Below are 22,496 nucleotides of genomic sequence, written 5' to 3'. Positions count from 1 at the left end.
GGGGCTCGACAGCTCCCACAAGTAAGGGGGTTGCCCCTCAGGATTCAAGCGGGTGCTGAAGGATCTCAACCGGCGCCTTGGCCTCGGGCGAGCGCACCTGAATGATCAACAACGCGGCGATCACCGCCGGAATCGCGCAGAAGAAGAAAATCTGCTGCACCGGCACGTGCATCGCCAGCAGCATGCTGCCAAACAACGGCCCCAGGATCGAACCAAACCGCCCGACACCCAGTGCCCAGCCGGTGCCCGTGGCACGTACATGGGCCGGGTAGAAGTTGCTGGCAAATGCATTGAGGGTCAACTGGCCGCCGATGATGCAAAAGCCCGCCGCAAACACAAACGCCACCAGGTAACGCGGGTTGTCATGGTTGAGCCCCAGCAGAACCGTGCACACCGCCGCTGCCGCCAACACACCGGAAAGCAGGCGTACTTTGCTTTTCAGGCGGTCGGCAAACCAGGCCATGCCAATCGCGCCCAAGGTGCCGGCGAACAGGAACATCGAGGTCACCAGGTTGGCTTTGTTCAAGGCCATGCCACTTTCCAGCAGCAGTGACGGCAACCAACTGATCATGAAATACAGCAGGATCAGGCTGACAAAAAAGGTCGACCAGATCAGCAGCGTCGGCCGTGCATAGCCATTACGAAACAACTCCACGACAGTCAGTTTGCTGCCTTGCTCCTGGCGATTCTGTTCTTCGCTGGCCGCCGGTGCCTGCCAACCGGGCAGCATGCGCGCCGTGACTTTCTGCAGGCGCGTATAGGGCGGTGCATCGCGCAACAAACGCGGCAAGGATTCAGGCAGCAGCCATACCAGAAAGGGAAACAGCAGCAACGGCGTCACGCCACCGGCGAGGAACACCGCCTGCCAGCCAAAGCTGTCGATAAACCCCGCCGCGACAAAACCACCTGCTGCCCCACCGAACGAGAACCCGCAGGCCGCCAGCGTCACCATCAACGTGCGCATACGCGGTGGCGAATATTCCGACATCAAGGCCATGGCGCTGGGCATCGCGCCGCCCATGCCAATGCCGCAGATAAAGCGCGCGGCCATCAGGGTATTCAGGGAATTGGCGAATACCATCAGCACCGTGAGGCTGGCGTAGATCAGTACGCAGGCGAGCAGGATGCGGCGCACGCCGAAACGGTCGGCCAGGGGCGTCACAGCCAGGGAGCCCAAGGTCAGCCCCAGCAGGTTGGCACTGAACACCGGGCCGAAGGCGGCCTTTTCCAGGCCCCAGTCCTGGGCCAGGGCCGGGACCACGTAACCCAACACCTGGGCGTCGTAACCATCGGTGACCAGCAACAACGCTAACAACAGGAGAATCAACCACTGGTAGCGCGACACCGGACGGGCGTCGAGTGCCGCGCGAAAGCTGGCAATCTGATTGTGCATCGCAAGGACCTTTTTATTTTTATGGGGTATCACTTGTGGGAGCTGGCAAGTCAGCTCCCACATGGATCTAGGGGGTGTCAGGGGTGTCAGGTTGGTTGGAGGGGTGGGCCTGGATGAAGGCGGGGTGTTTGGCCGCCAATGCCGCGACACGCTGGATTCGCGGGTAACCCTCCAGCGCCACCTTGAAGCGCTCTGCCGCATACAACTGCGGGATCAGAAACGCATCCGCCAGCCCTGGCTGGTCACCGAAGCAATAGCCCTGGTCACCGATCAATTGCTCCACCGCGCCCAGGCCCTGGCTGATCCAGTGCCCGATCCACTCCAGCAATTGCGCCTCGTCATGCCCCCACTGACGCAGCAGGTTCTGAGTGCTGGAGTTGTGCAGCGGGTGGATGTCACAACCGATGATCGACGCCACTGCACGCTGATGGGCGCGGGCCGCCAGGTCCTTGGCGAGCAGCGGTACCTGTGGATAACGTTCGTCCAGGTATTCGATGATCGCCAGCGACTGGATCAACAGTTCGCCCTCGTCGGTACGCAACGCCGGGACACGGCCCTGGGGGTTGATCGCCAGGTACTCGGGCTGGCGGTTGGCGCCGCCCTTGGGCACCAGCAGGTTGACCGGCAGCGCGGTAAAGTCCAGGCCCTTGAGCGCCAGGGCGATGCGCACCCGATAAGACGCCGTGGAACGATAGTAGGTATAGAGCTCCATCCCCTCGCCCCCTTAGCGCGCGGCGACCACAGTGCCACGGCATTCGCCGAAACCAATGGAGGCAAACCCCTCACGCTGGCAGCGGGCGCGCAGGATGATTTCATCGCCGTCTTCAAGGAACTTGCGCACTTCGCCGGAGGCCAGTTCGATCGGCTTTTTGCCGCCTTCGGTGATTTCCAGCAGGCTGCCGAACTGACCGGCCTCGGGCCCCGACAGGGTGCCCGAACCAAACAGGTCGCCGGCCTGCAGCTGGCAGCCGTTGACGCTGTGGTGCGCGACCATTTGCGCCACGGTCCAGTACATGTGCTGGGTGTTGCTCAGGGTCAGGCGATGGGGCGCCAGGTTCTGCTCGCGCATCGCGGCGGTGGTCAGCAGCACTTCCAGTTCGATATCAAAGCCGCCAGCGGCCTGATCACGGGGGTCCAGCAGGTACGGCAGCGGTTGTGGATCGCCGGCCGGGCGTGCGGGCTGGGCCTTGCGGAACGGTTCCAGGGCTTCGGCCGTGACCACCCAGGGCGAGATGCTGGTGATAAAGCTTTTCGACAGGAACGGCCCCAGTGGCTGGTATTCCCAGGCCTGGATATCGCGGGCCGACCAGTCGTTGAGCAGGCAGAAGCCAGCGATATGCTCGGCGGCATCGCCAATGGCAATCGAGTCGCCCATGGCATTGCCCTGGCCGATCCAGATGCCCAGTTCCAGCTCGTAGTCCAGGCGTGCGCACGGGCCGAAGGTCGGTTCGGTCTGGCCGGCTGGCAGGGTCTGGCCCTTGGGCCGGCGCACCTCGGTGCCGGAGGTACGGATGGTCGAGGCGCGGCCGTGATAACCAATCGGCACGTACTTGTAGTTGGGCAGCAAGGGGTTGTCCGGGCGGAACAGTTTGCCGACGTTCTGCGCGTGTTCGATGCCGACGTAGAAGTCGGTGTAATCGTTGATTTTCGCCGGCAGGTGCATCTGGCAATCGGCGGCCAGTGGCAACACCTGGGCGCCCAGGGCTTGCAGCTGGGCTTGCTGGCTGCTGCCCTCGGCGAGCAGTTCCAGCAGGCGTTCGCGCAGTGCCACCCGTGGGCCGCGGCCCAGTTCGAAGAAGGCGTTCAGTTGGCCGTCCGCCATAGCGTCGATGGCGCGGCGCGCTTCACCGTCAAACAGGTCACGGGCCGCTTGCAGATCAAAAATGTGCTCGCCGATCGCCACGCCACTGCGCGGTGCCGAACCGTTGTGGCTGAAGATGCCCAGGGGCAGGTTCTGCAGGGGGAAATCCGTGTGACCGTTGGCCGAGGCCACCCAACTGCGGGTGAGAGTGGACTGCGTCATGGCTTATCTCCGATTCGGGTTGAAGGTTGCCGGCAGCGTGGCCCAGCAAGCGTCGTAAGTGTTTTGCAATTGCGGGCAATCCAGGGCGAAGCGGGTCGGGCGCAGCACCTGGCTGGTCTCGAACATAAAGGCCATGGTGTTATCAATTTTGTGCGGCGCCAGGTCGACGGCGATGGCCTTGGTGCAGGTCTCGCCATCCGGGCCGTGGGCGCTCATGCAACTGTGCAGCGACGCGCCGCCGGGCAGGAAGCCTTCGGCCTTGGCGTCATAGGCACCCTGGATCAGGCCCATGTATTCGTTCATCAGGTTGCGGTGGAACCAGGGTGGACGGAAGGTGTTCTCGGCCACCATCCAGCGCGGCGGGAAGATCACGAAATCGAGGTTGGCCAGGCCGTGAACGCTGGTGGGCGAGGTCAACACGGTAAAGATCGACGGGTCCGGGTGATCGAAGCTCACCGTGCCGATGGTGTTGAAGCGGCGCAGGTCATATTTGTACGGCACGTTATTGCCATGCCAGGCCACCACGTTCAGCGGCGAGTGGTCGAGGGTGCAGCCCCACAGCTCGCCGAGGAACTTCTGCACCAGGGGCGTGGGTTGCGAAAGATGTTCGTAGTGGGCGACCGGGGTCAGGAAGTCCCGGGGGTTGGCCAGGCCATTGCTGCCAATCGGCCCCAGGTCCGGCAGGCGCAGCGGCGCGCCGTGGTTTTCGGCGACGTAGCCGCGAGCCTGGGCATCCAGCAGCTCGATGCGAAATTTCAGGCCCCGTGGCAACACGACGATTTCCAGCGGCTCGACCTCCAGCACCCCCAGTTCGGTGGCGATGCGCAGGCGGCCATGCTCGGGAACGATCAACAGTTCGCCGTCGGCATTAAAGAACACCCGCTCCATGGAGCAGTTGGCACGGTAGTGATAGATGCTGATGCCGGAGGGCTTCTCGGCGCCGGCGTTGGCCACCATGCCGACCAGGCCGTCGATAAAGTCGGTGGGTTCTGCAGGTATATCCAGCGGGTTCCAGCGCAGGCGGTTGGGCGTGACCTCGCCCAGCGGGCCGCCGGCCAGTTGCCGGTCCAGCTTGATGAATGCCGGGTGATTGGCCGACGGCTGGATGCGATACATCCAGGTGCGCCGGGCTTCGCTGCGCACCATGGTGAACGCGGTGCCGGAGAACAGTTCGGTGTACAGCCCGTAGGGCGCTTTTTGCGGGGAGTTCTGGCCGACCGGCAGTGCACCTGGCAAGGCTTCGCTGGCGAATTCATTGCCAAAGCCCGATTGATAATCGAGGGTCATGGATCGTCCTCAGTAAGGAAGTTGTTTTTATCGTAATCCAGTTACGCATAACGTAATTTGCTCCGTATCGACCGTCAAGCTATAAAGACCGCCATTCGTCTTTCGGACACACGCTCTCCATGGAAAAGCCGCCCGCCCCCCGCGACACCGGTAAACAGAAAGTCCGCTCGGCCGAAGTCGGCACCGACATCCTCAAGGCCCTGGCCGAACTGTCGCCGGCCACATCCCTGTCGCGCCTGGCCGAGCACGTGCAGATGCCGGCCAGTAAGGTCCACCGCTACTTGCAGGCCCTGATTGCCTCGGGGTTTGCCGAACAGAACGCGGCCACCAACCATTACGGCCTGGGCCGCGAGGCCTTGCGCGTGGGGCTGGCGGCGCTGGGCAGCATAGACGTACTGAAAGTCGCCACCCTGCCCCTGGCGCAGCTGCGCGACGAGTTGAATGAAACCTGCTTTCTCGCGGTATGGGGCAACCACGGCGCGACCGTGGTGCATATCGAACCGGCGGTGCGTGCGGTCACGGTGGTGACGCAATTGGGCTCGGTGCTGCCGCTGCTCAGCTCCTCGACGGGGCTGGTGTTCAGCGCGTTTTTGCCAGAGCGCGAAACCGTTGACCTGCGCGCGCAGGAGATCCAGGCCGGCATCGCCCATGCGCTGGCGGACGACCAGGCGTATGTGCAGGCCTGTGAACAGATTCGCCAGCGTGGCCTGCACTTTGTGCATGGTTTGCTGATGCCGGGGGTCGATGCGCTGTCGGCGCCGGTATTCAATGCGCTGGGGCAGGTGGTGGCGGTGATGACGGTGGTGGGGCCGACCTCGTTGTTCCATGCCGATGAAGATGGACCGGCGGCCCGGCAATTGCTGGCAGCGAGCCAGGCGGTGAGTTGGCGGATGGGTTATCAACCCTGATCCACCAATCCTGAATGCACACAGGCTAATGTGGGAGCTGGCTTGCCTGCGATGGCGGTGGGTCAGTTGATACATTCTGCGACTGATACACCGCCATCGCAGGCAAGCCAGCTCCCACCTGTTGATCGGCGTTGCTGGGAGTAATCAGGCCATCAGGCCCAGGCTCTTGGCCTTGGCCACCGCCTGGGTGCGCCGCTCCACCCCCAATTTGCTGTGAATCCGCCGTGCATGGGTCTTCACCGTGTGCAGCGAGATAAACAACAGGTCGGCAATTTCCAGATTGGAGTTGCCCAGCGCGATCAGTTGCAACACTTCCAGCTCCCGTTGGCTCAACGGGTTTTCCCCCGGCGCCGCCACTGCCTCCTGAGGTTCAAGCCCCAATTCACTGAGCAACCCCGGCTGGCGCAGGCGCAGTTCACGCACCGCCTGCTGCACCTGACAGCGCGCCGCCAGGGCCAGACCGGTTTGCAGCGCACGCACTGCCAGCGCTTTCTCCCCCAGTTGCCAGGCCACCTCGCCCAGCACCAACTGCAACTCCACTTCCAGGCACTGCATGCCAGACTCGCGGGCGCTGTCGAGCAAGGCGGTGAGCCGCTGGATGGGGTGCTCGGCACGGCGCAATTTGACCTGGGCCAGCACCAGCAGGTACTCCAGCCGGGGGATCAACTCCAGGGTCGCCGGCGGCGCCTGCTTGGCGTGGGGGCCGTGATAATGGCGCAGCACCCGGCTGACCGCTTCCAGGGTCAGTTCGGCCCGCCCCTGCTGCAGCCAGAAATGCCCGCTGAGCAACAGCAGCACCGCCCGGTACACCGTGTCGGGCACCTGTCGGCGCTGCATCAGGCGCTCGGCGTCGCGCAGTTGGATAAACGCCTGGGCATAGTCGCCGCGGTTGGCCGCCAGCATTGCCAACCCGAGGAAGCCATACAGCACGCGCTTGTCCTGGCTATGCAGGCACATGCCCAGGCCGGCTTCGAGGCATTCGGTGGCCAGGGCGTCATGCCCCTGGCGCAGTGCCAGATGCCCTCGGCGCAAGGCAATCCGGCCCATCAGCGGCCCGGTCTTGAGACGCTGCTGGATCAACATGGCCTGCACGCCTTCCAGCAGGCTCTGGGCCCGGTACGGTGCGCCCCGCTGCTCCAGCAGTTGCGCATGATCCAGCTCCAGTAGCGCCTCCAGCAGCAGCGAACCATGGGCCCGCGCCAGGCACAGCGCCTCGCGGTTGAGGGCCTGGGCCACGTCCAGTTCGCCGCGCAACAGCGCTTGCTGGGTCAGCCCGGACAGGCACATCAGGCGCGACGTCCAGGCGCTGTCCGGCAGATCATTCAACGCATCGAGAAAGTGCGCGCGGGCCCGCACCGCTTCGCCCCCCAGATGCAACAACCACCCCCACTGCGCCTGCCAGCGCGCCAGCAGATGCCGTTGCAAGGCGGCCGTGGGTTGCGGGGTGAAACGTGCCAGTTGATCAACACATTGCGCGGCCTGCTCGAAACGCCCGGCAAACAGCAAGGCGGCGGTGACCAGCCCCACCCGTTGCGCCGAACCGAGCATCAACTCGTCACCGTGCTGCTCATGCAGGCGCAACAACAACACAGCGTTTTGCTGACGGAACAGGTCTTCGAAACTGAAGTGCTCCAGCAGGCTGACCGCCGCTTCGTACTCCTCGGCCAACAGCGCCTGCTCGAACGCCGCCTGCCAATCCTGGGCCGCACTGAACCATTGGCAGGCGCGCCGGTGCCAGGAGCGCCGGGCCGGCCAGGGTTCGTCGCGCAGCAACTGGGCCAGGGGGGTGAAGACCTGCAGCCAGTCCGGCGAGTCTTCCCAGGGCTCGATAAACGCCCCCAGGGCCTGAAGTTCACGCAGGTAGTCGGCGCCATCGCCAAAGCCAAACAGGTGTTCGCATAACCCCTGGTTAAAACGTGGCAAGTGCGCCAGTACGCGCCAGGCCTCCTCCAGCTCTTCAGGCAGGGTGCTGAACAGCTCGTGCTGCAGATAGTCGAGCAGGGTCTGGGAACGCCCATGCCAGGCGCCGCTGTCGGGATGGCTGTCGCCTTCCAGCAGGGCAATACGCACGCCAGCGCACCAACCGGCGCTGAATTGCAGGACCTTGTCGGCAGTCTGCCCGGCTGCGGCGTGATGCTCGAGCAGTTGCTGGACCTCGCGCTGATCGAACGCCAACTCGGTGCCGCCGCACTCCCACAATTCATCATCGAGCAGCAGCCGCGGCCAATTGCAGGCCGGTCGACGCCGCGCCCCCAGCCACCAGACCAAGGCCGGGCTGCTGGCCGTCAGCACCCGGTCGAGCAAGGCATCCAGGGCCGGTGCCGACACCCGGCAATAGTCATCGAGAAACAGCCAGGCCGGCGCTTGCCAGCGGCTCAGGTCCAGCAGCAAGCTGGCTTCATCGACAAACGCCAGGCCCAGGCTCTGGGCCAGGCGCTGGCAGAAATCCAGCGGGGCCAAAGCCGCGCCATTGAGCGGCAACCAATACACCTGGCAGCTCGCCGGGGCCTGCAGGGCACATTCGGCCAACAACGCACTCTTGCCGCTGCCGGCCGGCGCGCACAGCAACCGGACCCGCGCCTCGGTACCCCGCAACGGCTCGGCCAGGCGTGGGCGCAGCAAATGGTGGGAAGACAGACGTGGCATGAATCCAGGACGATCCAGGCGACGAGTCATGGCGGTCATTACAGCGTCCCTTTTTTATTGTTATGCGGCGTGCGGACTACCGTAGTCCTGTCAATGGGCGTTGTTGAAGAAGTATTCAGCGGGCTGATTGCCGAGCATAAAAAAGCCGGGCTTCATGTGAGCCCGGCACAGGATTGGGTTTACAACCTCAGGTCAGCGTACGCCCGAGGCGCGCAAGGCCGCCGGGGTGTAGTCCGCTGCCTTGGCGTTGAAGCCGAACACAAAGCTGCTCTTCTCCTCGTTCTTCATGCCCAGGGCGATGTAGCGCCCGGCGATGATGTCGTACAGGGTCTCGACCGTGTAGGCCGGGGTCTGGTGGTTGTAGTAGAACTGCGCATGGCCTTCGGCAACACGCCACAGTTGGCCACGGCCGTCATAGTGATCCACCAGCGCCACTTGCCAGCTGTCTTCGTCGATGTACATGTGGCGCTTGGCATAGATGTGCCGTTCGTTGGGCTTGACCGTGCCGACCACTTCCCAGACCCGGTGCAGTTCATAGCGGGTCAGGTCCTGGTTGATGTGGCCGGCCTTGATGATGTCGTCGTACTTGAGGGATGGCGAGTCGAGCTTGTAGGCGTTGTAGGGAATGTACATTTCCTTCTTGCCCACCAGCTTCCAGTCGTAGCGGTCTGGCGCGCCGGAGAACATGTCGAAGTTATCCGAGGTGCGCAGGCCGTCGGACGCGGTGCCCGGCCCGTCATAGGCCACTTGCGGTGCACGGCGCACGCGGCGTTGACCGGCGTTGTAGATCCACGCCAGGCGCGGTTCCTTCACCTGGTCGAGGGTTTCGTGCACCAGCAGCACGTTACCCGCCAGGCGGGCGGGCGCGGTGACCGACTGCTTGAAGAAGGTCAGCACGTTGGCGCCCTTGGTCGGGTCCATGTCCGGGATCAGTTGCGGCACCGCCACTTCTTCTTCGAAGCGGATCGGCGTGTAGCTGCCGTTGGTCTGCGGTGTGGCCTGGGTGATGATGCGCCGCAGGTTGCCGCCGTGGTAACGGGTGATGTGGTTCCACAACACCTCGACGCCATTCTTCGGAATCGGGAAGGCGTAATAGCGGTTACCGGTGAAGTTTTCCAGGCCGTTGCCGTCGTTGATCGACTTGACGTTGAGCGCGCTGCGCTTGATCGACTCGTAGATATCGTCGGGCAGGTTGACCGTGCGGTGAGTGGTGTAGACCGGGATTTTGTAGGTCTCGGGATAACGCTTGAACATCGCCACCTGGCCGTCCGAGAGTTTGTCCTTGTACTTGTCGACCGTGGCCGCAGTGATCACGAACAGCGGTTTTTCATTGGCAAACGGGTCGGCCAAAAAGCCCTTGCTGTCCACCGCACCGGCGTTTTTCGGGATACCGCCGGTCCAGGCCGGGATCGAGCCATCGGCGTTACCGGCCTTCTCCGCGCCCACCGGGGTCAAGGTGGTCCCCAGCTTGGCGGCTTCTTGGGGTGACACCGCGGCCATCACGTTGGCGGCCAACAGGCTGAGGGCCAGCACACCGCACTGCAAAATCGTCTTACGCATGGTTGTTGTCCTTGTTCTTTTTTAGCCGAATCAGAAGTTCACGCCGAAGCTGAGGGCGAGGAAGTCACGGTCGGTCAGGGTGTTGTAGTCACCGCCAAAAAAGTCGGTGTAGCTCAGGCTCGCGGTGTAGGTGTTGCGGTAGTCCGCATCGACCCCGACGCTGAGCGCCCTGGCCCCTTCGTTGAACAGGCCGTTGGGGCCGTAGCCCTTGACGTCATGGGACCAGGACAGGTTGGGCTTGAGGTTGATCCCGGCGATCACGTTGTTGTAGTCGAGGATCGCCCGGGCGCGATAACCCCAGGAGGTCGCGGTGACGAAGCCGTCGGTGTCACCGCCAAAGCCGTATTGGCCATAGACCGAATCGCGGCCGTAGCGCAGCTTGGTTTTGTTCTCCAGCCCGCCGACCCGCACGATGGCCGCCTCGCCCACCACGGTCAGGCGCTCGGCGCCCAGCACCTGGTCGAAAAACTGGGTCATGGTGGTCTGGAACTGGGTAATTTCCTTGCGCCGGTAGCCGATGTTGTCGGCGCCAAATGAGCTGCTGATTGGCGACGCGGCGTTACCGGCGATGGGGTTGACCAGGGCCAGGGTCAGGTCAGTGGTGTTGAGTTGCACGGGGGCGTTGGGGCGGTAGCTGATTTCCCCGGTCCAGGCCGTGCCGGTGGGCAGGGTCGTGGAAAAGCTGGCGCCGTACAGGCGGATATCTTCGGGGTAATCCAGGTAGTACTGGCCGCGCCCGAGCATCACGCTCTGCGCCAGGCCGGCGCCACTGCCGGGGGCAATGCCGTTGGCGGTATTGATGATATTGCCGATGGTCGCCAGGTTGGTGTTGGCCGTGAGGGTGCCCACCGTCGGCGTGCGGCTGTGGTAGTTCATGAAGTACAGGCCGTACTCGGTGTCATCGCCCAACCAGCGCAAGGCCATGCCGAACTGCCCGGAATCCCGGGCGTCACGGTCGGCGGCGCGGCGTACGATCACCCCTTCATTGGTTACGCCAAAGCCCTGGCCGAACGCGGCAGCGACCGGTTGCAGCGGGCGGATCGCCGGGCTGCCAACGGTGTAGTTGTCGGTGCAGCCATCGGCCGCCACATCGCCACCAAAGTAGGTGCCGCAGTTATCCAGCACGGTCTGGTCCCATTCCAACTGGTAGAAACCTTCCACGGTCAGTTGGTTGGTCAGGCCCTGGGAGGCGAACAGCATGTTGACTGGAATCAGGCCTTCCTTGATCTCGGCGCCCGGCCGGCGGAAAGCCGAGACGTCAATGGGGTTGATGCTGTTGATGGAGTTGCCGATGAAGGTACTTTCGCCCCAACTGACCACCTGTTTACCGGCGCGCACGGTGCCCGGCAGGTTGCCCAGGGAATAGTTGTGATAGACGAAGGCATCGAGGATCTGCGCACCGCTGGATTTGGAGCCTTCCTTGCGGTTGTGGTCGCTGATCGGCTTGAACTCGCGGTCTTCGTCCTTGAGTTCGAAGTCGTACCAGTATTTGCCCCGCACAAACACACCGGTATCGCCGTACTTGAGTTCCAGGTCGTGCAGGCCCTTGAAGATTTTCGAGAAGGTTTCGCCCTTCTTGAAGTTCAAGCGCCCGTCATCCCCGGTGGAGGCCTGGCCACTGCCGCCGTTGACCGTCCCCACCAGCTTGCGGTCGGCATCGCGCATGCCCCAACTGGCCCCGACCGACAGCGATGAATCGAATTGCCCCTCGATCTCGCCGATATTGAATGAAACAGCCTGCGCCTGAACGCAGCAGCCCAAAGCAACCGCAGCGGCCAGCGCCTGTGGCCTGAAGATGGCGCGCATTGTTGTTTTTGTCATGCGTCTTCCCCGGTGGTGTGACAGAAGGCCCCACCCTACTGCCCGCCAGCAGGAGCGATAAGCGCACCAAGGAGGTATTCGTTGTGTCGCTCGAAAGGATTAGCGCAGGCTCTAGCGTGGGTATCGGTGGGGCTATGGACGCAGTGGATGGAACGCCATCAAGAGAATGGATACCCCCGCCCGGCAGGGGCGCCACTGTTGTTGTTTTGGTAACAGTCCTTGTCCTGAATCAGTGTTTTTCATTCTGTTACAACGGACTATTCTTGCCGGGCGTTCAAGGCAAACCGCCTGCTTCACGAAAGCCAGTTTTGGATGGATTGAAGCTTATTTTCAGTCTGTTAACGGTGTTCACTGACGTTGATTTGTAGCTCCTTGATCCAACGTCTTACTTCGGCCGCTGCTTTTGCAGCGGCCTTTTTTATGCCTGAAAAAAAGCGGGGCGCTCTCAGCGCCCCGCAGGATTAAATGTTTTTCAGGTAACGATCACAGGCTGTACTTCTGCAGGTTGTCCATCATCTCTTTCAAGGCTTCGATATTGTCCTTGGGATGGGCCGCCCCTTCAAAGTCGCAGATCTGCTGCCAGTGCGCCGCCACATCCTCTGGCGAGAAGCCAGCCTCAGGATCAAAGCCTACGCCCAGGCTGCGTTCCCAGCGGGTCTTGCCGATCCAGCCGCCGCCCACTTCAAACAGCCCCGAGGTTTCCTGGCAGGCCTCGCTGCCCAGGTACACCACCAGCGGGCTGACCAGCTCGGGCTTGAGTCGCTCGAACACCTGCGGCGGAATCAACCCTTCAGTCATGCGCGTGCCGCCAGTGGGCGCGATGGCGTTGACCAGGATGTTGTGCTTGCGCCCTTCCAACGCCAGGGTGCGGGTCAGGCCATACAGGCCCAGCTTGGCCATGCCGTAGTTGGACTGGCCGAAGTTGCCGTAGATGCCTGAAGTGGACGCGGTGAAAATCACCCGGCCGTAGCCTTGCTCGCGCATATGCGGCCAGGCGGCGCGGGTCACTTTGTAGGCGCCTTCGACGTGCACGCGGTACACCAGGTCCCAGTCGCTGTCCTCCATCTTGTGGAAGGTCTTGTCCCGCAGGATCCCGGCGTTGTTCACCACCACGTCGATGCGGCCAAACACGTCGAGGGCGTGTTGCACGATCTTTTCGCCGTCGGTCACCGAATCGTGATTGGCCTCGGCAATGCCGCCGGCCTCACGAATCTCGGCCACTACGCGGTCGGCCGCCGAGGCGTTGGCGCCTTCGCCCTGAGTCGAGCCGCCAAGGTCGTTGACCAGTACCTTGGCCCCGTGCCTGGCGAACAGCAGCGCATGGGCACGGCCCAAACCACCCCCGGCCCCGGTGACGATCACGACTTTATCTTGGAACTGCACAGACTCACTCATAGGGAACTCCAGCGAAGACAGTGGACGATGGCTTGAGTGTCAGGCACCGGGCTTGTGGTCACAATAAATACGGGCGGGGGTGAATGGTGCGCAATAAGGCACGGGGATGATTGAACTGATGCAGGAGATAGCTTGTGTGGGAGCTGGCTTATGTGGGAGCTGGCTTGCCTGCGATTGCATCACCTCGGTACAACTGATTTACCGAGGTGTACCCATCGCAGGCAAGCCAGCTCCTACACAAGCCAGTTCCCATAGCGGGTCTTTGCTGTTGCCGATGCCGTCGCGAAATACCAGGTAATGCTTGAGCACCTGCACCGGCGCCTCGATCTGCGGGTAGTGGCCGATATTGGCCAGCAACACCGTGTCGGCGTCCGGTATCAACTCGCGGTAACGCGCGACCATGTGCGCGCCGGAGACCGGATCGACTTCGCCATCGATCACCCGCAACGGCACTTCGCCGCGCTGCATGGCCGCCACCCAGCGCTCACGCTGGCGACGGCGCTGGGGAATGTAGGCGATGAGTTTGTGCAGGATCCGCGGGCCGTCGTTGTTTTCGATCAGGCTCCAGAAATCATCCAGGGCACTTTCGCTGGGACGGGTGTCGGGGCCGAAGATCTGCTTGAAGCTGTCGGCCAGGGCGTTGCGCCCGAATGCGCGACCGATCATCCACCCCAGGGGGCTGAGCAAGAGTTTTTGCACCAGCGCCGCGCGGTGGGTCTCGGGGAACAGCCCGCCATTGAGAAATACACAACTGGCCAGTTGAAAGCGACCTTCGTAGTGCCGGGCGAGCAGTTCCTGGGCCACGCTGTCGCCGTAGTCATGGGCCATGACATGCACCGGCTGTTGAATCCGCAGATGGGCCAGCAGCGCCTGTTGCAGGTCGGCCTGTTCCAGCAGGCAATAAGTGTGGTCCAGGGGCTTGGCCGAGTCGCCGAAGCCGAGCATGTCGCAGGCGATCACCTGATAACGCTGGGCCAGGGGCTGCCAGAGGTAATGCCAGTCCCAACTGGCGCTGGGGAAACCGTGGATCAGCAGCAAGGGCTCGCCCTGCCCGGCCACCCAATAACGCAGGGTCTGCCCGCGAAAGACAAAACTCTGCCCGCGCTTGCGCCAGGCGCTCAGGGGGATCTCGGCCAGTGGCATCAGAGTCGGTATCCTGGGTCTTGTTGGTCCAGCTTGCGCAACAATGCCGGCCAGGCCAGCGCGCCGCCCATGCCTTGGGCGCTCTTGGTCACGCCCGCAATCATCGCCTTGGCCCCCGCCAGAATCTGCGGCTCGATGGCGATCAATTCCGCACCGCCGTTTTGCGCCAGCACCTGGATATCGCAGGCGCGCTGGAAGGTGAACATCATCAGGAACGTATCGGCGATGGTCGCACCGCAGGTCAACAGGCCATGGTTGTGCAGCATCAGGAAATTGTTCGGCCCCAGGTCGGCCTGCAGGCGGGCCTTTTCCTCGTGGTTCAGCGCTACGCCTTCGTAGGCGTGATAGGCCAGGCTCGACAGCACGAACAGCGATTGCTGGCTGATGGGCAGCACGCCCTGCTTCTGCGCCGACACGGCCACGCCGGCCGCCGTGTGGGTGTGCAGCACGCAGACCACGTCGTGGCGTACTTCGTGTACCGCGCTGTGGATGGTGTAGCCGGCCGGGTTGATCTCGTAGGGGCTGTCCATCAACTTGTTGCCGGCCTGGTCGACCTTGACCAGGCTGGAGGCGGTGATTTCGTGGAACATCAGCCCGAACGGGTTGATCAGGAAGTCTTCGGTGCCCGGCACCTTGGCCGAGATATGGGTGAAAATCAGATCATCCCAGCCATGCAGGGCTACCAGGCGATAGCAGGCGGCCAGGTCGATACGGGCCTGCCATTCGGCGGCGCTGACCTGGTCTTTCACACTCTGTGTCGATTGAACGGGGGCTAGGCTCACGGCAATGACCTCGACGCGGTGGTGTTCTTATTATTTTTTTAGGGTGATGGGCCAGTCTAGTCAGACCTCGGGGCAGCCGTAGTTGCGTTGGCAGCCAGCTTGATGACCGAGCGAGTCAACTACGAGGATAGTTCATATTTGTACAACAAGGTGTCAGAGAAGCGACGCCAATAAAGGCGCGGCAAACAGGTTGAGCAAACCGGTCAGGACCATCACCAGTCCGGCCACCGAGCCCTCCTCGCCCCCCACTTCATGGGCACGGCTGACGCCCGCACCGTGGGCGCCCACGCCAAACAACGCGCCCCGCGCCAGGGCACTGCGCAGCGGCAACCACTTGAGCAGTACCCCACCGAGCATGGCGCCGAACACACCGGTGAACATCACAAATACTGCCGTCAGCTCCGGTACACCGCCCAAGTCATGGGCCAGGGGCATGGCAAAGGGCGTGGTGATCGAGCGTGGCACCAACGACATCGTGACCGAACTGTCCAGGGCCAGGGCCTTGGCCAGGCCAAATGAGGTGCCAATGGATGCCGCGCTACCCGCCAGCATCCCCAGCAGCAACGCCGACCAGTGCCGCATCAATAACTGGCGCTGCTGCCAGATCGGAATGGCGAACGCCACCGTGACCGGCCCCAGTACCAGCATCAGCCAATGGGTGTCGGTGGAGTACTCGGCATAGGCGGTGTTCAGTGGCACGGCCACCGCCAGCAGCAGCGCGGGCACCAGAATCAGTGGCGACAGCAGGTAGCGCCCGGTACGCCGATAGATCCAGCGGCTGAAACCATAGGCCACCAGGGTCAGGGCCAGCCAGAACAGCGGCATCAGTTCAAGCTTCATGGCGCAACTTCCAGCGGCAGACCAGTTCGACGGTAAACGCCGTGACCAGCATCACCATCAGGGTACTGAGGGCGATCACCAGCATGATCCGCCAGCCGTCATGGCGCATCAGGCCGCCGTAATCGAGCAGGCTCATCAGCGCCGGGATAAAGAACAGCAGCATCTCTGCCATCAGCAGGCCAGCGCCCAATTGCAGGGCCGCCGGTTTGATCAGGCCGCTGGCGAACACCAGCAACAGCAAGCCCAGGCCAATCACCCCGCCAGGGATCGGCCAGGCCAGCCACACGGCCACTTGGCAGCCCAGCAAGTAAATCGCCAGCAATACCAGCAACTCAACCAGCAGCCGGCCCAGATGTTTGAAGGTTAAGCGTTTAGTAGACATAGGTTCCTCGCAGGCCTTCATTTTAAAGAGCCGCGTGGCATACCCGAAGCGAATTGTTAGACTGCAAGCCATTCCAAATAGGAATTACCGCAATGGAATTCAAACAACTGCGCAGCTTTATCGAAGTGGTCCACCGTGGCGGGTTTACCCAGGCCGGGAAAACCTTGCATATCAGCCAGTCCGCCGTGAGCAAGCAAGTGGCGCAACTGGAGCAAAGCCTGGGCACGCCGCTGCTCGACCGCATTGGCTCCCAGGTGCGCCTGACCGCCGCCGGGCAGGTGGTGCTGCAACGGGCCGAAGCCATGTTGCGCCTGCAAACCGAGCTGCTGAGCGAGCTGGACGACTTGAATCAACTCACCCGTGGCGAGTTGCGCATGGGCCTGCCGCAGTTGGGGGGCGACACCCTGTTTGCCGGGCTGTTTGCCGAATATCGCCGGCGCTACCCCAATGTCAGCATCCAATTGCTCGAGGGCGGCAGCCGCAATATTGAGCAGGCAATCCTCGCGGGTGAGCTGGACGTCGGCGGCAGCCTGCTGCCCACCGATCCGGCTTTCGCCTGGCAAGCTTTCTGTGATGAACCGCTGGATGCGCTGCTGCCCGTGGACCACCCACTGGCGCAGCACACAGAGATTGGCCTGGAGGAGTTGGCCGACACGCCATTTTTGATGTACCAGCGCAGCTTTGTGCTCAATGACCGGCTACTCCAGGCCTGCCAGCAACTGGGCTTCACACCCCGGGAAAGTGGGCGCAGTGGCCAGGCGGACTTTCTGGTGGCACTGGTGGCCGCCGGCCAGGGCGTGGTGCTTCTGCCCAGCGTGGTCGCACGTGGGCTGGAACGTCCCGGCGTGGTGCGCCTGACACTCAGGGCACCGCAATTCCTACGTTGGGATATTGCCTTTATCTGGCGCAAGGGCGCCTATCTGTCGAAAGCCGCCCTGGCCTGGCTGGCGCTGCTGCGCGAATACCCGATCAGCCGCGCAGTGCGCTGACCAACTCTGCCAGCCATGGCTCCGCGTCAGCTTCCGGGGTGACGCTTTCGCTGGCATCCAGGCGCAGCATTGGCAGGACTTCGCGCACGCCCAATTCGCCGAACAACTCACGCATCTGCTCGCCGCCGCCACAGAAGGTGTCGCCGTAGCTGGCGTCGCCCAGGCCGATCACCGCGCCAGGCAAACCGCGCCAGGCGGCGGGCAGTTGGTCGCGGATCATCGAATACAGCGGCATCAGGTTGTCCGGCAGTTCGCCCATGCCGGTGGTGGAGGTGACGGCCAGAAAGGCGTCCGGGGCGAAGGCCTGCACATCGGCCAGGGTCGCCCGCGGGTTATGCCAGGCCTCGAAACCGGCTGCATTGAGGATACCCATGGCGTGGCGGGCAACTTCTTCTGCCGTGCCATAGACCGAGCCGGAAAGGATGGCGACTTTCATCAATCTGATCCTGTAGTTGAGTGAAAACCTGGGATATTAACAGTTGGCAGCCGGGTGGGTTGCCCTACACTAAGAAATCCACAAACACGCTATGGATCGCTCAATGATCAACGCCAAGCTCATGCAAATGGTGGTCAATGCCTCCAACGACGGGATTGTCGTGGCGGAACGGGAAGGCAAGGACAAACCGCTGATTTACGTGAACCCCGCCTTCGAACGCATGACCGGCTACAACCTAGACGACGTCCTTTATCAGGATTGCCGCTTCCTGCAATCGGGTGACCGCGACCAGCCGGCCCTGATGGCCATTCGCGAAGCCCTGGACAGTGGCGGCGCATGCCGGGAAATCCTGCGCAACTACCGCAAGGACGGCACGCATTTCTGGAATGAACTGTCATTATCGACGGTTTATAACCAGGCCGATCAGCAGACTTACTTCGTCGGCGTGCAGAAAGATGTCACGGTTCAGGTCAAGGCCCAGCAGCGTGTGACCCAGCTGGAAGCCCAGGTAGCAGCACTTACGGCCGAGTTGGCAACGCTCCGGGCGACGAGCGGATCTAACAAACTTTAGAAAATATGGTCTTTAGGGTGATAATCAGTTTAATCACGCATTTCCTTGAGCCACATCAATGCAACGCGACGCGCTTTTGACCCAGGACGAGCTGGATTTCATCCAGAACATGCACCACAACCCGCAGCTGAATGTGCGGGATGTGTCGTCGAGCCTGACGGTCAACGGTGGCGCGCAGATCCGCGACCTGCTTACGCGCCTCGCGGCCCATGAGCAGGTGACGATCCAGGCGCAGTTCGATAACCAGCAAATGACCTTTCCACTGCAACTGGTGGAAGACGAGTTCCATGCCGTGCACTTGCGTCTTGGGGTGCCGAGTATTTTCGAGGATGGGCCGATGATCCGGCCCTGGCGCCTGGTGCTTGAAGAGCCGGTCGCCCTGGAAAACGTCAGGGGTCAGCCGGGAGCGTTGTGGGTGCATGAAGTGTCGTTCAAGGGCCTGCTGGTGCAGTGTCGCGGCCGCAGCAAACCACCGCGCACGTTCTCGATGTGGTTCAGCCCCTCCGGCTACGAACGGATTGCCGTGCGTGGCACGTTAGAGCGCGAAACGGCTCGCGGCCTGTTTGCCTACCGCTTGAGCCAGGGTGATGCGGATGAAACCGAGCGCCTGCGCCAGTTCATCCTGCAACAGCATCGCCTGGCCCACCCCGAAGTGCATGCCTGATCTCAGGTATCCAGGGTTCCACTGAGAAACTGCTGCAAGCGTCGCTGCATCAACCGCCCCTCATTGCCCAGGCAACCGATGGCAGTACCGGCCAGTTGCTTGTCGGCCATGTCCGAGGCATCACCGGCCAATAGCAGCGGGCATTCCAGGGTCAGGGCCAAGCGCTCCAGCCGATTGGGCAAATCGTGGGTCGGTGAGTGGTTGGAGAACAGCACCAGCGCCTGCGGCCGGGTCTTCTCGCAGACCAGCGTCAACTCATCCAGGGGATGCCCCAAGCTCAACACGTGAACGGCCAGTTCATCACCACTGAGCATCAGCCCCGCCACCAGCAACTCCAGTTCTCGGCACTCCCCGGCAATGGCCGCCAGCAATACCTGTGGCGTACGGCCGGCACGGGCCATCTGCAGGCGCTGGGAAATCCGCGCCCGCAGGAAACTGTCGAAAAACAGCCATTCGCTGGCCTGGCCGAAACGCCCCTGGTGACGCAACAACTGTTGCCAAAGGGGCATCAGGATGTCCTGGAACACCACCGCAACGGGGTATGCCGCAAAAATCTGCCCGTACAGGCGTTCCAGTTGCAGCTCATCAAAAGCGCCGATGGCAAGTTGCAACTGCTGCTGCCACTGAGTCGACTCGTGTTCTGCGTCGCCTTCCTGCAACTGGCGCACGAAAGAGGCCTGCGAATCGTCGCGCGCGAGGATCTTGCCAACTTTGCTGACCGCCACGCCACGCTCGATCCAATCCAGAATGCGATGGACGGTCTCAATATCCTTCTGCGTGTACAGGCGATGCCCGCTTTCGGTGCGTACCGGTTGGATCAAACCATAACGCCGCTCCCACGCTCGGAGCGTGACCGGGTTGATACCCGTCAATCTCGCAACTTCGCGAATCGGGAACAACTCATCTGCCGCACAGTGGGCGCTTGGTGCAATACCTTGGGATGGTGCTGTGATTACAGGCATCGGCTGACCAAAACTATACAAAGTTGGATCCCATTTAACGCTTTTATACCTGTCTTTTTCAAGGGAATTGCCCAGCCGTCCAATGTCGCTGGCGTATTTCGTCAAATCAGGAATAATCCTTGCCTGTTTTTTCTGCGTCGCCGCTCTACCCCGCGGTTTCGCCAGGGACGCCACCTACCCGGTACAGCGCTCCCACACATTCGGAGATACACAATGTCTACCCTCCCCGTCACCTTGATGGTCGCGCGCCGCGCTGCCCAAGGTCGCTATCAAGACATGATGAGCTGGCTGCGTGAAGGCGAGCAACTGGCCACTGACTTTCCCGGTTACCTGGGCTCCGGCGTGCTTGCCCCGCCTGCCGACGGTGGCGAATTCCAGATCATCTTCCGCTTCGCCGACGAGCAGACCCTGCACGCCTGGGAATTCTCGGCCTCGCGCAGCGCCTGGCTGAGCCGTGGCAGCGAGTTGTTTGCCGACCCTATGGAGCATCGGGTCAGCGGCATGGAGGGCTGGTTTGGTGCCGTAGGCCAACGCCCGCCGCGCTGGAAACAGGCCGTGGCGATCTGGCTGGCGTTTTTCCCGGTGTCGCTGCTGTTCAACTTTGGCCTTGAGCCCTTGCTGGCCGAACTGGGCCTGTTCAGCCGCGTGCTGGTCAGCACCCTGGCCCTGACGCCGTTGATGGTCTATCTGTTCATTCCGCTGTCGACCCATTTGCTGGCAGGCTGGCTCAATCCTGCGCCGCCACGGGTAAAACCTGCCGAAGCAACCGTTTGAGCCGATCCGCAACAGGCCGGTCGCTGGTATAGTTTTAGCTTGCCCGCGACTCGAGCTTCCCATGACTTCTCCCGCTCCGATCCTGATCACCGGCGCCGGCCAACGTGTCGGCTTGCACTGCGCCCTGCGCCTGCTGGACGACAACCAGCCGGTGATCTTCAGCTATCGCAGTGAGCGTCCCGGCGTGCAGGCCCTGCGCGAACGTGGGGCGATTGGCGTGTTTGCCGACTTCTCCTCTGAGGCCGGCATCCTGGCATTTATCAGCGAACTCAAGAGCCATACCGATAGCCTGCGGGCGATTATCCACAATGCCTCGACCTGGGCCGCAGAAACACCTGGCGACGAAGCCCACGCCTTTATTGATATGTTCAGCGTGCACATGCTTGCGCCGTACCTGATCAACCTGCATTGTGCTGACTTGTTGCGCTGCTCGACGCTGGCCGACATTGTGCACATCAGCGACGACGTGACCCGCAAGGGTAGCCGCCAGCATATCGCCTACTGCGCCACCAAGGCCGGGCTCGACAGCCTGACCCTGTCCTTCGCCGCCCAATACGCGCCCCGGATCAAGGTCAATGGCATCTCGCCGGCCATGGTGATGTTCAACGACGGCGACGACGCGGCCTATCGCGCCAAGGTCCTGGCCAAGTCTGCATTGGGTATCGAACCCGGGCCTGAGGTGATTTACCAGAGCGTGCGTTACCTGCTGGACAACCCTTATGTCACTGGCACCACCCTGACCGTCAATGGCGGGCGGCATGTCAAGTAAACCCGAACACCAGCCGCCTGGGGTTCCTGCAACTGATTGGACGGAGCAAGTAGCAATGCCACAACTTCAACCAGGTATGGCGCGCATCCGGGTCAAGGACCTGTGTCTGCGCACCTTTATTGGCATCAACGAGGAGGAGATCCTCAACAAGCAGGATGTGTTGATCAACCTGACCATCCTGTATGCCGCACAAGACGCGGTGCGCGATAACGACATTGACCACGCCTTGAACTACCGCACCATCACCAAGGCCATCATCGCCCACGTCGAAGGCAACCGCTTTGCCCTGCTCGAACGCCTGACCCAGGAACTGCTGGACCTGGTGATGAGCAATGAGTCGGTGCTGTATGCCGAAGTCGAAGTCGACAAGCCCCATGCGCTGCGTTTTGCCGAGTCGGTGTCGATCACCCTGGCGGCCAGCCGTTAACCCCCTGAATCTGCGTGAACCCCATGACTGATCAACAACGCCTGGAACTCGAAGCCGCCGCCTTCCGCCGGCTGGTCGCACACCTGGACAGCCGCAAGGACGTGCAGAACATCGACCTGATGAACCTCGCCGGGTTCTGCCGCAACTGCCTGTCCAAGTGGTACAAGGCCGAAGCCGACGAACGCCAGATCGAGGTCAGCCTCGATGACGCCCGCGAAGTGGTCTACGGCATGCCGTACGCCGAGTGGAAAGCCCAATACCAGCAAGAAGCCAGCGCCGAACAACAAGCGGCGTTTGCCAAAGGAAAACCCCATGACTGACCTGAACACCCTGCGCGCCAGCCTCAACAGCGGCGTACACGTCTTTGCCGACACCCTGGCGTTTATCGCTGCTGGCTACGACTACCAGCCCCAGGCCTTCACCAACGGTGGTGTAGAAAACGCCGCCGGGCAAAACGAGGGCTCGTGCAAGACCCTGGGCCTGGCGCTGCTGGAAGGCTTGAGCGACCAAGAGGCCCTGCTGGCGTTTGGTGAGCACTATCGTTCGGTGCTGGCGACGCCTGAGGGCACAGATCACGGCAATATCCGCGCGTTGATCGAGCATGGGTTGGCGGGTGTGAAGTTCGGCGCCCAGCCCTTGAGCCGGCGCTGATCGGGTTAACACGTCTGTACTCTGGCGTTGCTTGAATCGCGCCCATAAAAAAACCGGCCTCGCAGCCGGTTTT

Annotated in this window: 23 protein-coding genes; 9 read left to right on the top strand and 14 right to left on the bottom strand. The window is 62.3% G+C overall.

Features of this window, described 5'->3' with window-relative positions:
* Nucleotides 1-37: 37 nt before the first annotated feature.
* From HU773_RS05530 to hmgA, 4 genes are all read right to left on the bottom strand, one after another.
* Nucleotides 38-1,393, bottom strand: a complete 1,356-nt coding sequence (locus tag HU773_RS05530) for an MFS transporter (protein ID WP_186625447.1) — start codon at nt 1,391-1,393, stop codon at nt 38-40.
* Between the two features lie 67 nt (nt 1,394-1,460).
* Entirely contained in the window at nt 1,461-2,105 is a 645-nt protein-coding gene (maiA, locus tag HU773_RS05525) for a maleylacetoacetate isomerase (RefSeq protein WP_057958338.1), read from the bottom strand.
* Between the two features lie 12 nt (nt 2,106-2,117).
* Entirely contained in the window at nt 2,118-3,416 is a 1,299-nt protein-coding gene (fahA, locus tag HU773_RS05520; protein WP_057958337.1) for a fumarylacetoacetase, read from the bottom strand.
* A 3-nt stretch (nt 3,417-3,419) separates the two neighbouring features.
* Nucleotides 3,420-4,703 (bottom strand): homogentisate 1,2-dioxygenase, encoded by a 1,284-nt coding sequence (gene hmgA / locus HU773_RS05515; protein WP_057958336.1) that lies wholly within the window; start codon nt 4,701-4,703, stop codon nt 3,420-3,422.
* 119 nt (nt 4,704-4,822) lie between these two features.
* Here hmgA and HU773_RS05510 point away from each other — a divergent pair, with 119 nt between their 5' ends.
* Nucleotides 4,823-5,611, top strand: a complete 789-nt coding sequence (locus HU773_RS05510) for an IclR family transcriptional regulator (protein WP_169990150.1) — start codon at nt 4,823-4,825, stop codon at nt 5,609-5,611.
* Nucleotides 5,612-5,755: 144 nt separating this feature from the next.
* Here HU773_RS05510 and HU773_RS05505 read toward each other — a convergent pair whose 3' ends face one another.
* The 8 genes from HU773_RS05505 to HU773_RS05470 all read right to left on the bottom strand — a co-directional run bounded on the left by HU773_RS05505 (nt 5,756) and on the right by HU773_RS05470 (nt 16,180).
* Entirely contained in the window at nt 5,756-8,296 is a 2,541-nt protein-coding gene (locus HU773_RS05505) for a LuxR C-terminal-related transcriptional regulator (protein ID WP_186625446.1), read from the bottom strand.
* Between the two features lie 153 nt (nt 8,297-8,449).
* A complete protein-coding gene (locus HU773_RS05500) occupies nt 8,450-9,817 on the bottom strand; it encodes a DUF1329 domain-containing protein (protein ID WP_169990148.1) in 1,368 nt (455 codons plus the stop codon).
* Nucleotides 9,818-9,847: 30 nt separating this feature from the next.
* Nucleotides 9,848-11,638, bottom strand: coding sequence for a DUF1302 domain-containing protein (locus HU773_RS05495; protein WP_186625445.1), 1,791 nt, complete (start codon nt 11,636-11,638; stop codon nt 9,848-9,850).
* Between the two features lie 483 nt (nt 11,639-12,121).
* A complete protein-coding gene (locus tag HU773_RS05490; RefSeq protein ID WP_057958331.1) occupies nt 12,122-13,033 on the bottom strand; it encodes an SDR family oxidoreductase in 912 nt (303 codons plus the stop codon).
* A gap of 198 nt (nt 13,034-13,231) precedes the next feature.
* On the bottom strand, nt 13,232-14,176 hold the full coding sequence (locus tag HU773_RS05485; RefSeq protein ID WP_057958330.1) for an alpha/beta fold hydrolase: 945 nt from the start codon (nt 14,174-14,176) through the stop codon (nt 13,232-13,234).
* Nucleotides 14,176-14,958 (bottom strand): class II aldolase/adducin family protein, encoded by a 783-nt coding sequence (locus HU773_RS05480; protein ID WP_057958329.1) that lies wholly within the window; start codon nt 14,956-14,958, stop codon nt 14,176-14,178. Before HU773_RS05480 ends, HU773_RS05485 begins: the two co-directional genes overlap by 1 nt.
* Before the next feature lie 153 nt (nt 14,959-15,111).
* Nucleotides 15,112-15,798 (bottom strand): LrgB family protein, encoded by a 687-nt coding sequence (locus tag HU773_RS05475; RefSeq protein ID WP_057958328.1) that lies wholly within the window; start codon nt 15,796-15,798, stop codon nt 15,112-15,114.
* Nucleotides 15,788-16,180, bottom strand: a complete 393-nt coding sequence (locus tag HU773_RS05470) for a CidA/LrgA family protein (protein WP_120731676.1) — start codon at nt 16,178-16,180, stop codon at nt 15,788-15,790. Before HU773_RS05470 ends, HU773_RS05475 begins: the two co-directional genes overlap by 11 nt.
* Nucleotides 16,181-16,272: 92 nt before the next feature.
* Here HU773_RS05470 and HU773_RS05465 point away from each other — a divergent pair, with 92 nt between their 5' ends.
* Complete coding sequence (locus HU773_RS05465; protein WP_057437816.1) at nt 16,273-17,169, top strand: LysR family transcriptional regulator; 897 nt, start codon at nt 16,273-16,275, stop codon at nt 17,167-17,169.
* Here the strand turns inward: HU773_RS05465 and HU773_RS05460 are convergent.
* Nucleotides 17,150-17,605: a flavodoxin gene (locus HU773_RS05460; RefSeq protein WP_057444540.1), complete on the bottom strand. Its 456-nt coding sequence runs from the start codon at nt 17,603-17,605 to the stop codon at nt 17,150-17,152. The genes HU773_RS05465 and HU773_RS05460 overlap by 20 nt on opposite strands.
* Nucleotides 17,606-17,708: 103 nt before the next feature.
* Between HU773_RS05460 and HU773_RS05455 the strand changes: the two genes are divergently transcribed.
* Nucleotides 17,709-18,176: a PAS domain-containing protein gene (locus HU773_RS05455; RefSeq protein WP_057437813.1), complete on the top strand. Its 468-nt coding sequence runs from the start codon at nt 17,709-17,711 to the stop codon at nt 18,174-18,176.
* Between the two features lie 58 nt (nt 18,177-18,234).
* Complete coding sequence (locus tag HU773_RS05450) at nt 18,235-18,840, top strand: hypothetical protein (protein ID WP_115127440.1); 606 nt, start codon at nt 18,235-18,237, stop codon at nt 18,838-18,840.
* 2 nt (nt 18,841-18,842) lie between these two features.
* On the opposite strand, the gene HU773_RS05445 is transcribed toward HU773_RS05450, so the two are convergent.
* Nucleotides 18,843-19,802, bottom strand: coding sequence for a MerR family transcriptional regulator (locus HU773_RS05445; protein ID WP_186625444.1), 960 nt, complete (start codon nt 19,800-19,802; stop codon nt 18,843-18,845).
* Between the two features lie 213 nt (nt 19,803-20,015).
* Between HU773_RS05445 and HU773_RS05440 the strand changes: the two genes are divergently transcribed.
* The 5 genes from HU773_RS05440 to HU773_RS05420 all read left to right on the top strand — a co-directional run bounded on the left by HU773_RS05440 (nt 20,016) and on the right by HU773_RS05420 (nt 22,423).
* The gene (locus HU773_RS05440) at nt 20,016-20,576 is read left to right on the top strand and encodes a putative antibiotic biosynthesis monooxygenase (protein WP_057958325.1); all 561 of its coding nucleotides are present in this window, start codon (nt 20,016-20,018) and stop codon (nt 20,574-20,576) included.
* A 61-nt stretch (nt 20,577-20,637) separates the two neighbouring features.
* A complete protein-coding gene (gene folM / locus HU773_RS05435) occupies nt 20,638-21,345 on the top strand; it encodes a dihydromonapterin reductase (RefSeq protein WP_057437799.1) in 708 nt (235 codons plus the stop codon).
* Nucleotides 21,346-21,400: 55 nt separating this feature from the next.
* Entirely contained in the window at nt 21,401-21,772 is a 372-nt protein-coding gene (gene folX / locus HU773_RS05430) for a dihydroneopterin triphosphate 2'-epimerase (RefSeq protein WP_057437798.1), read from the top strand.
* Between the two features lie 23 nt (nt 21,773-21,795).
* Nucleotides 21,796-22,092: a DUF1244 domain-containing protein gene (locus HU773_RS05425; RefSeq protein WP_057437796.1), complete on the top strand. Its 297-nt coding sequence runs from the start codon at nt 21,796-21,798 to the stop codon at nt 22,090-22,092.
* On the top strand, nt 22,085-22,423 hold the full coding sequence (locus tag HU773_RS05420; protein WP_120731674.1) for a HopJ type III effector protein: 339 nt from the start codon (nt 22,085-22,087) through the stop codon (nt 22,421-22,423). Before HU773_RS05425 ends, HU773_RS05420 begins: the two co-directional genes overlap by 8 nt.
* Nucleotides 22,424-22,496: the final 73 nt, after the last annotated feature.

The sequence above is a fragment of the Pseudomonas shahriarae genome (assembly GCF_014268455.2).
Taxonomy (GTDB): domain Bacteria; phylum Pseudomonadota; class Gammaproteobacteria; order Pseudomonadales; family Pseudomonadaceae; genus Aquipseudomonas; species Aquipseudomonas shahriarae.
The sequence above is the reverse complement of the archived record's forward strand: the minus strand, read 5'-3'. Positions and strand labels throughout refer to the sequence as shown.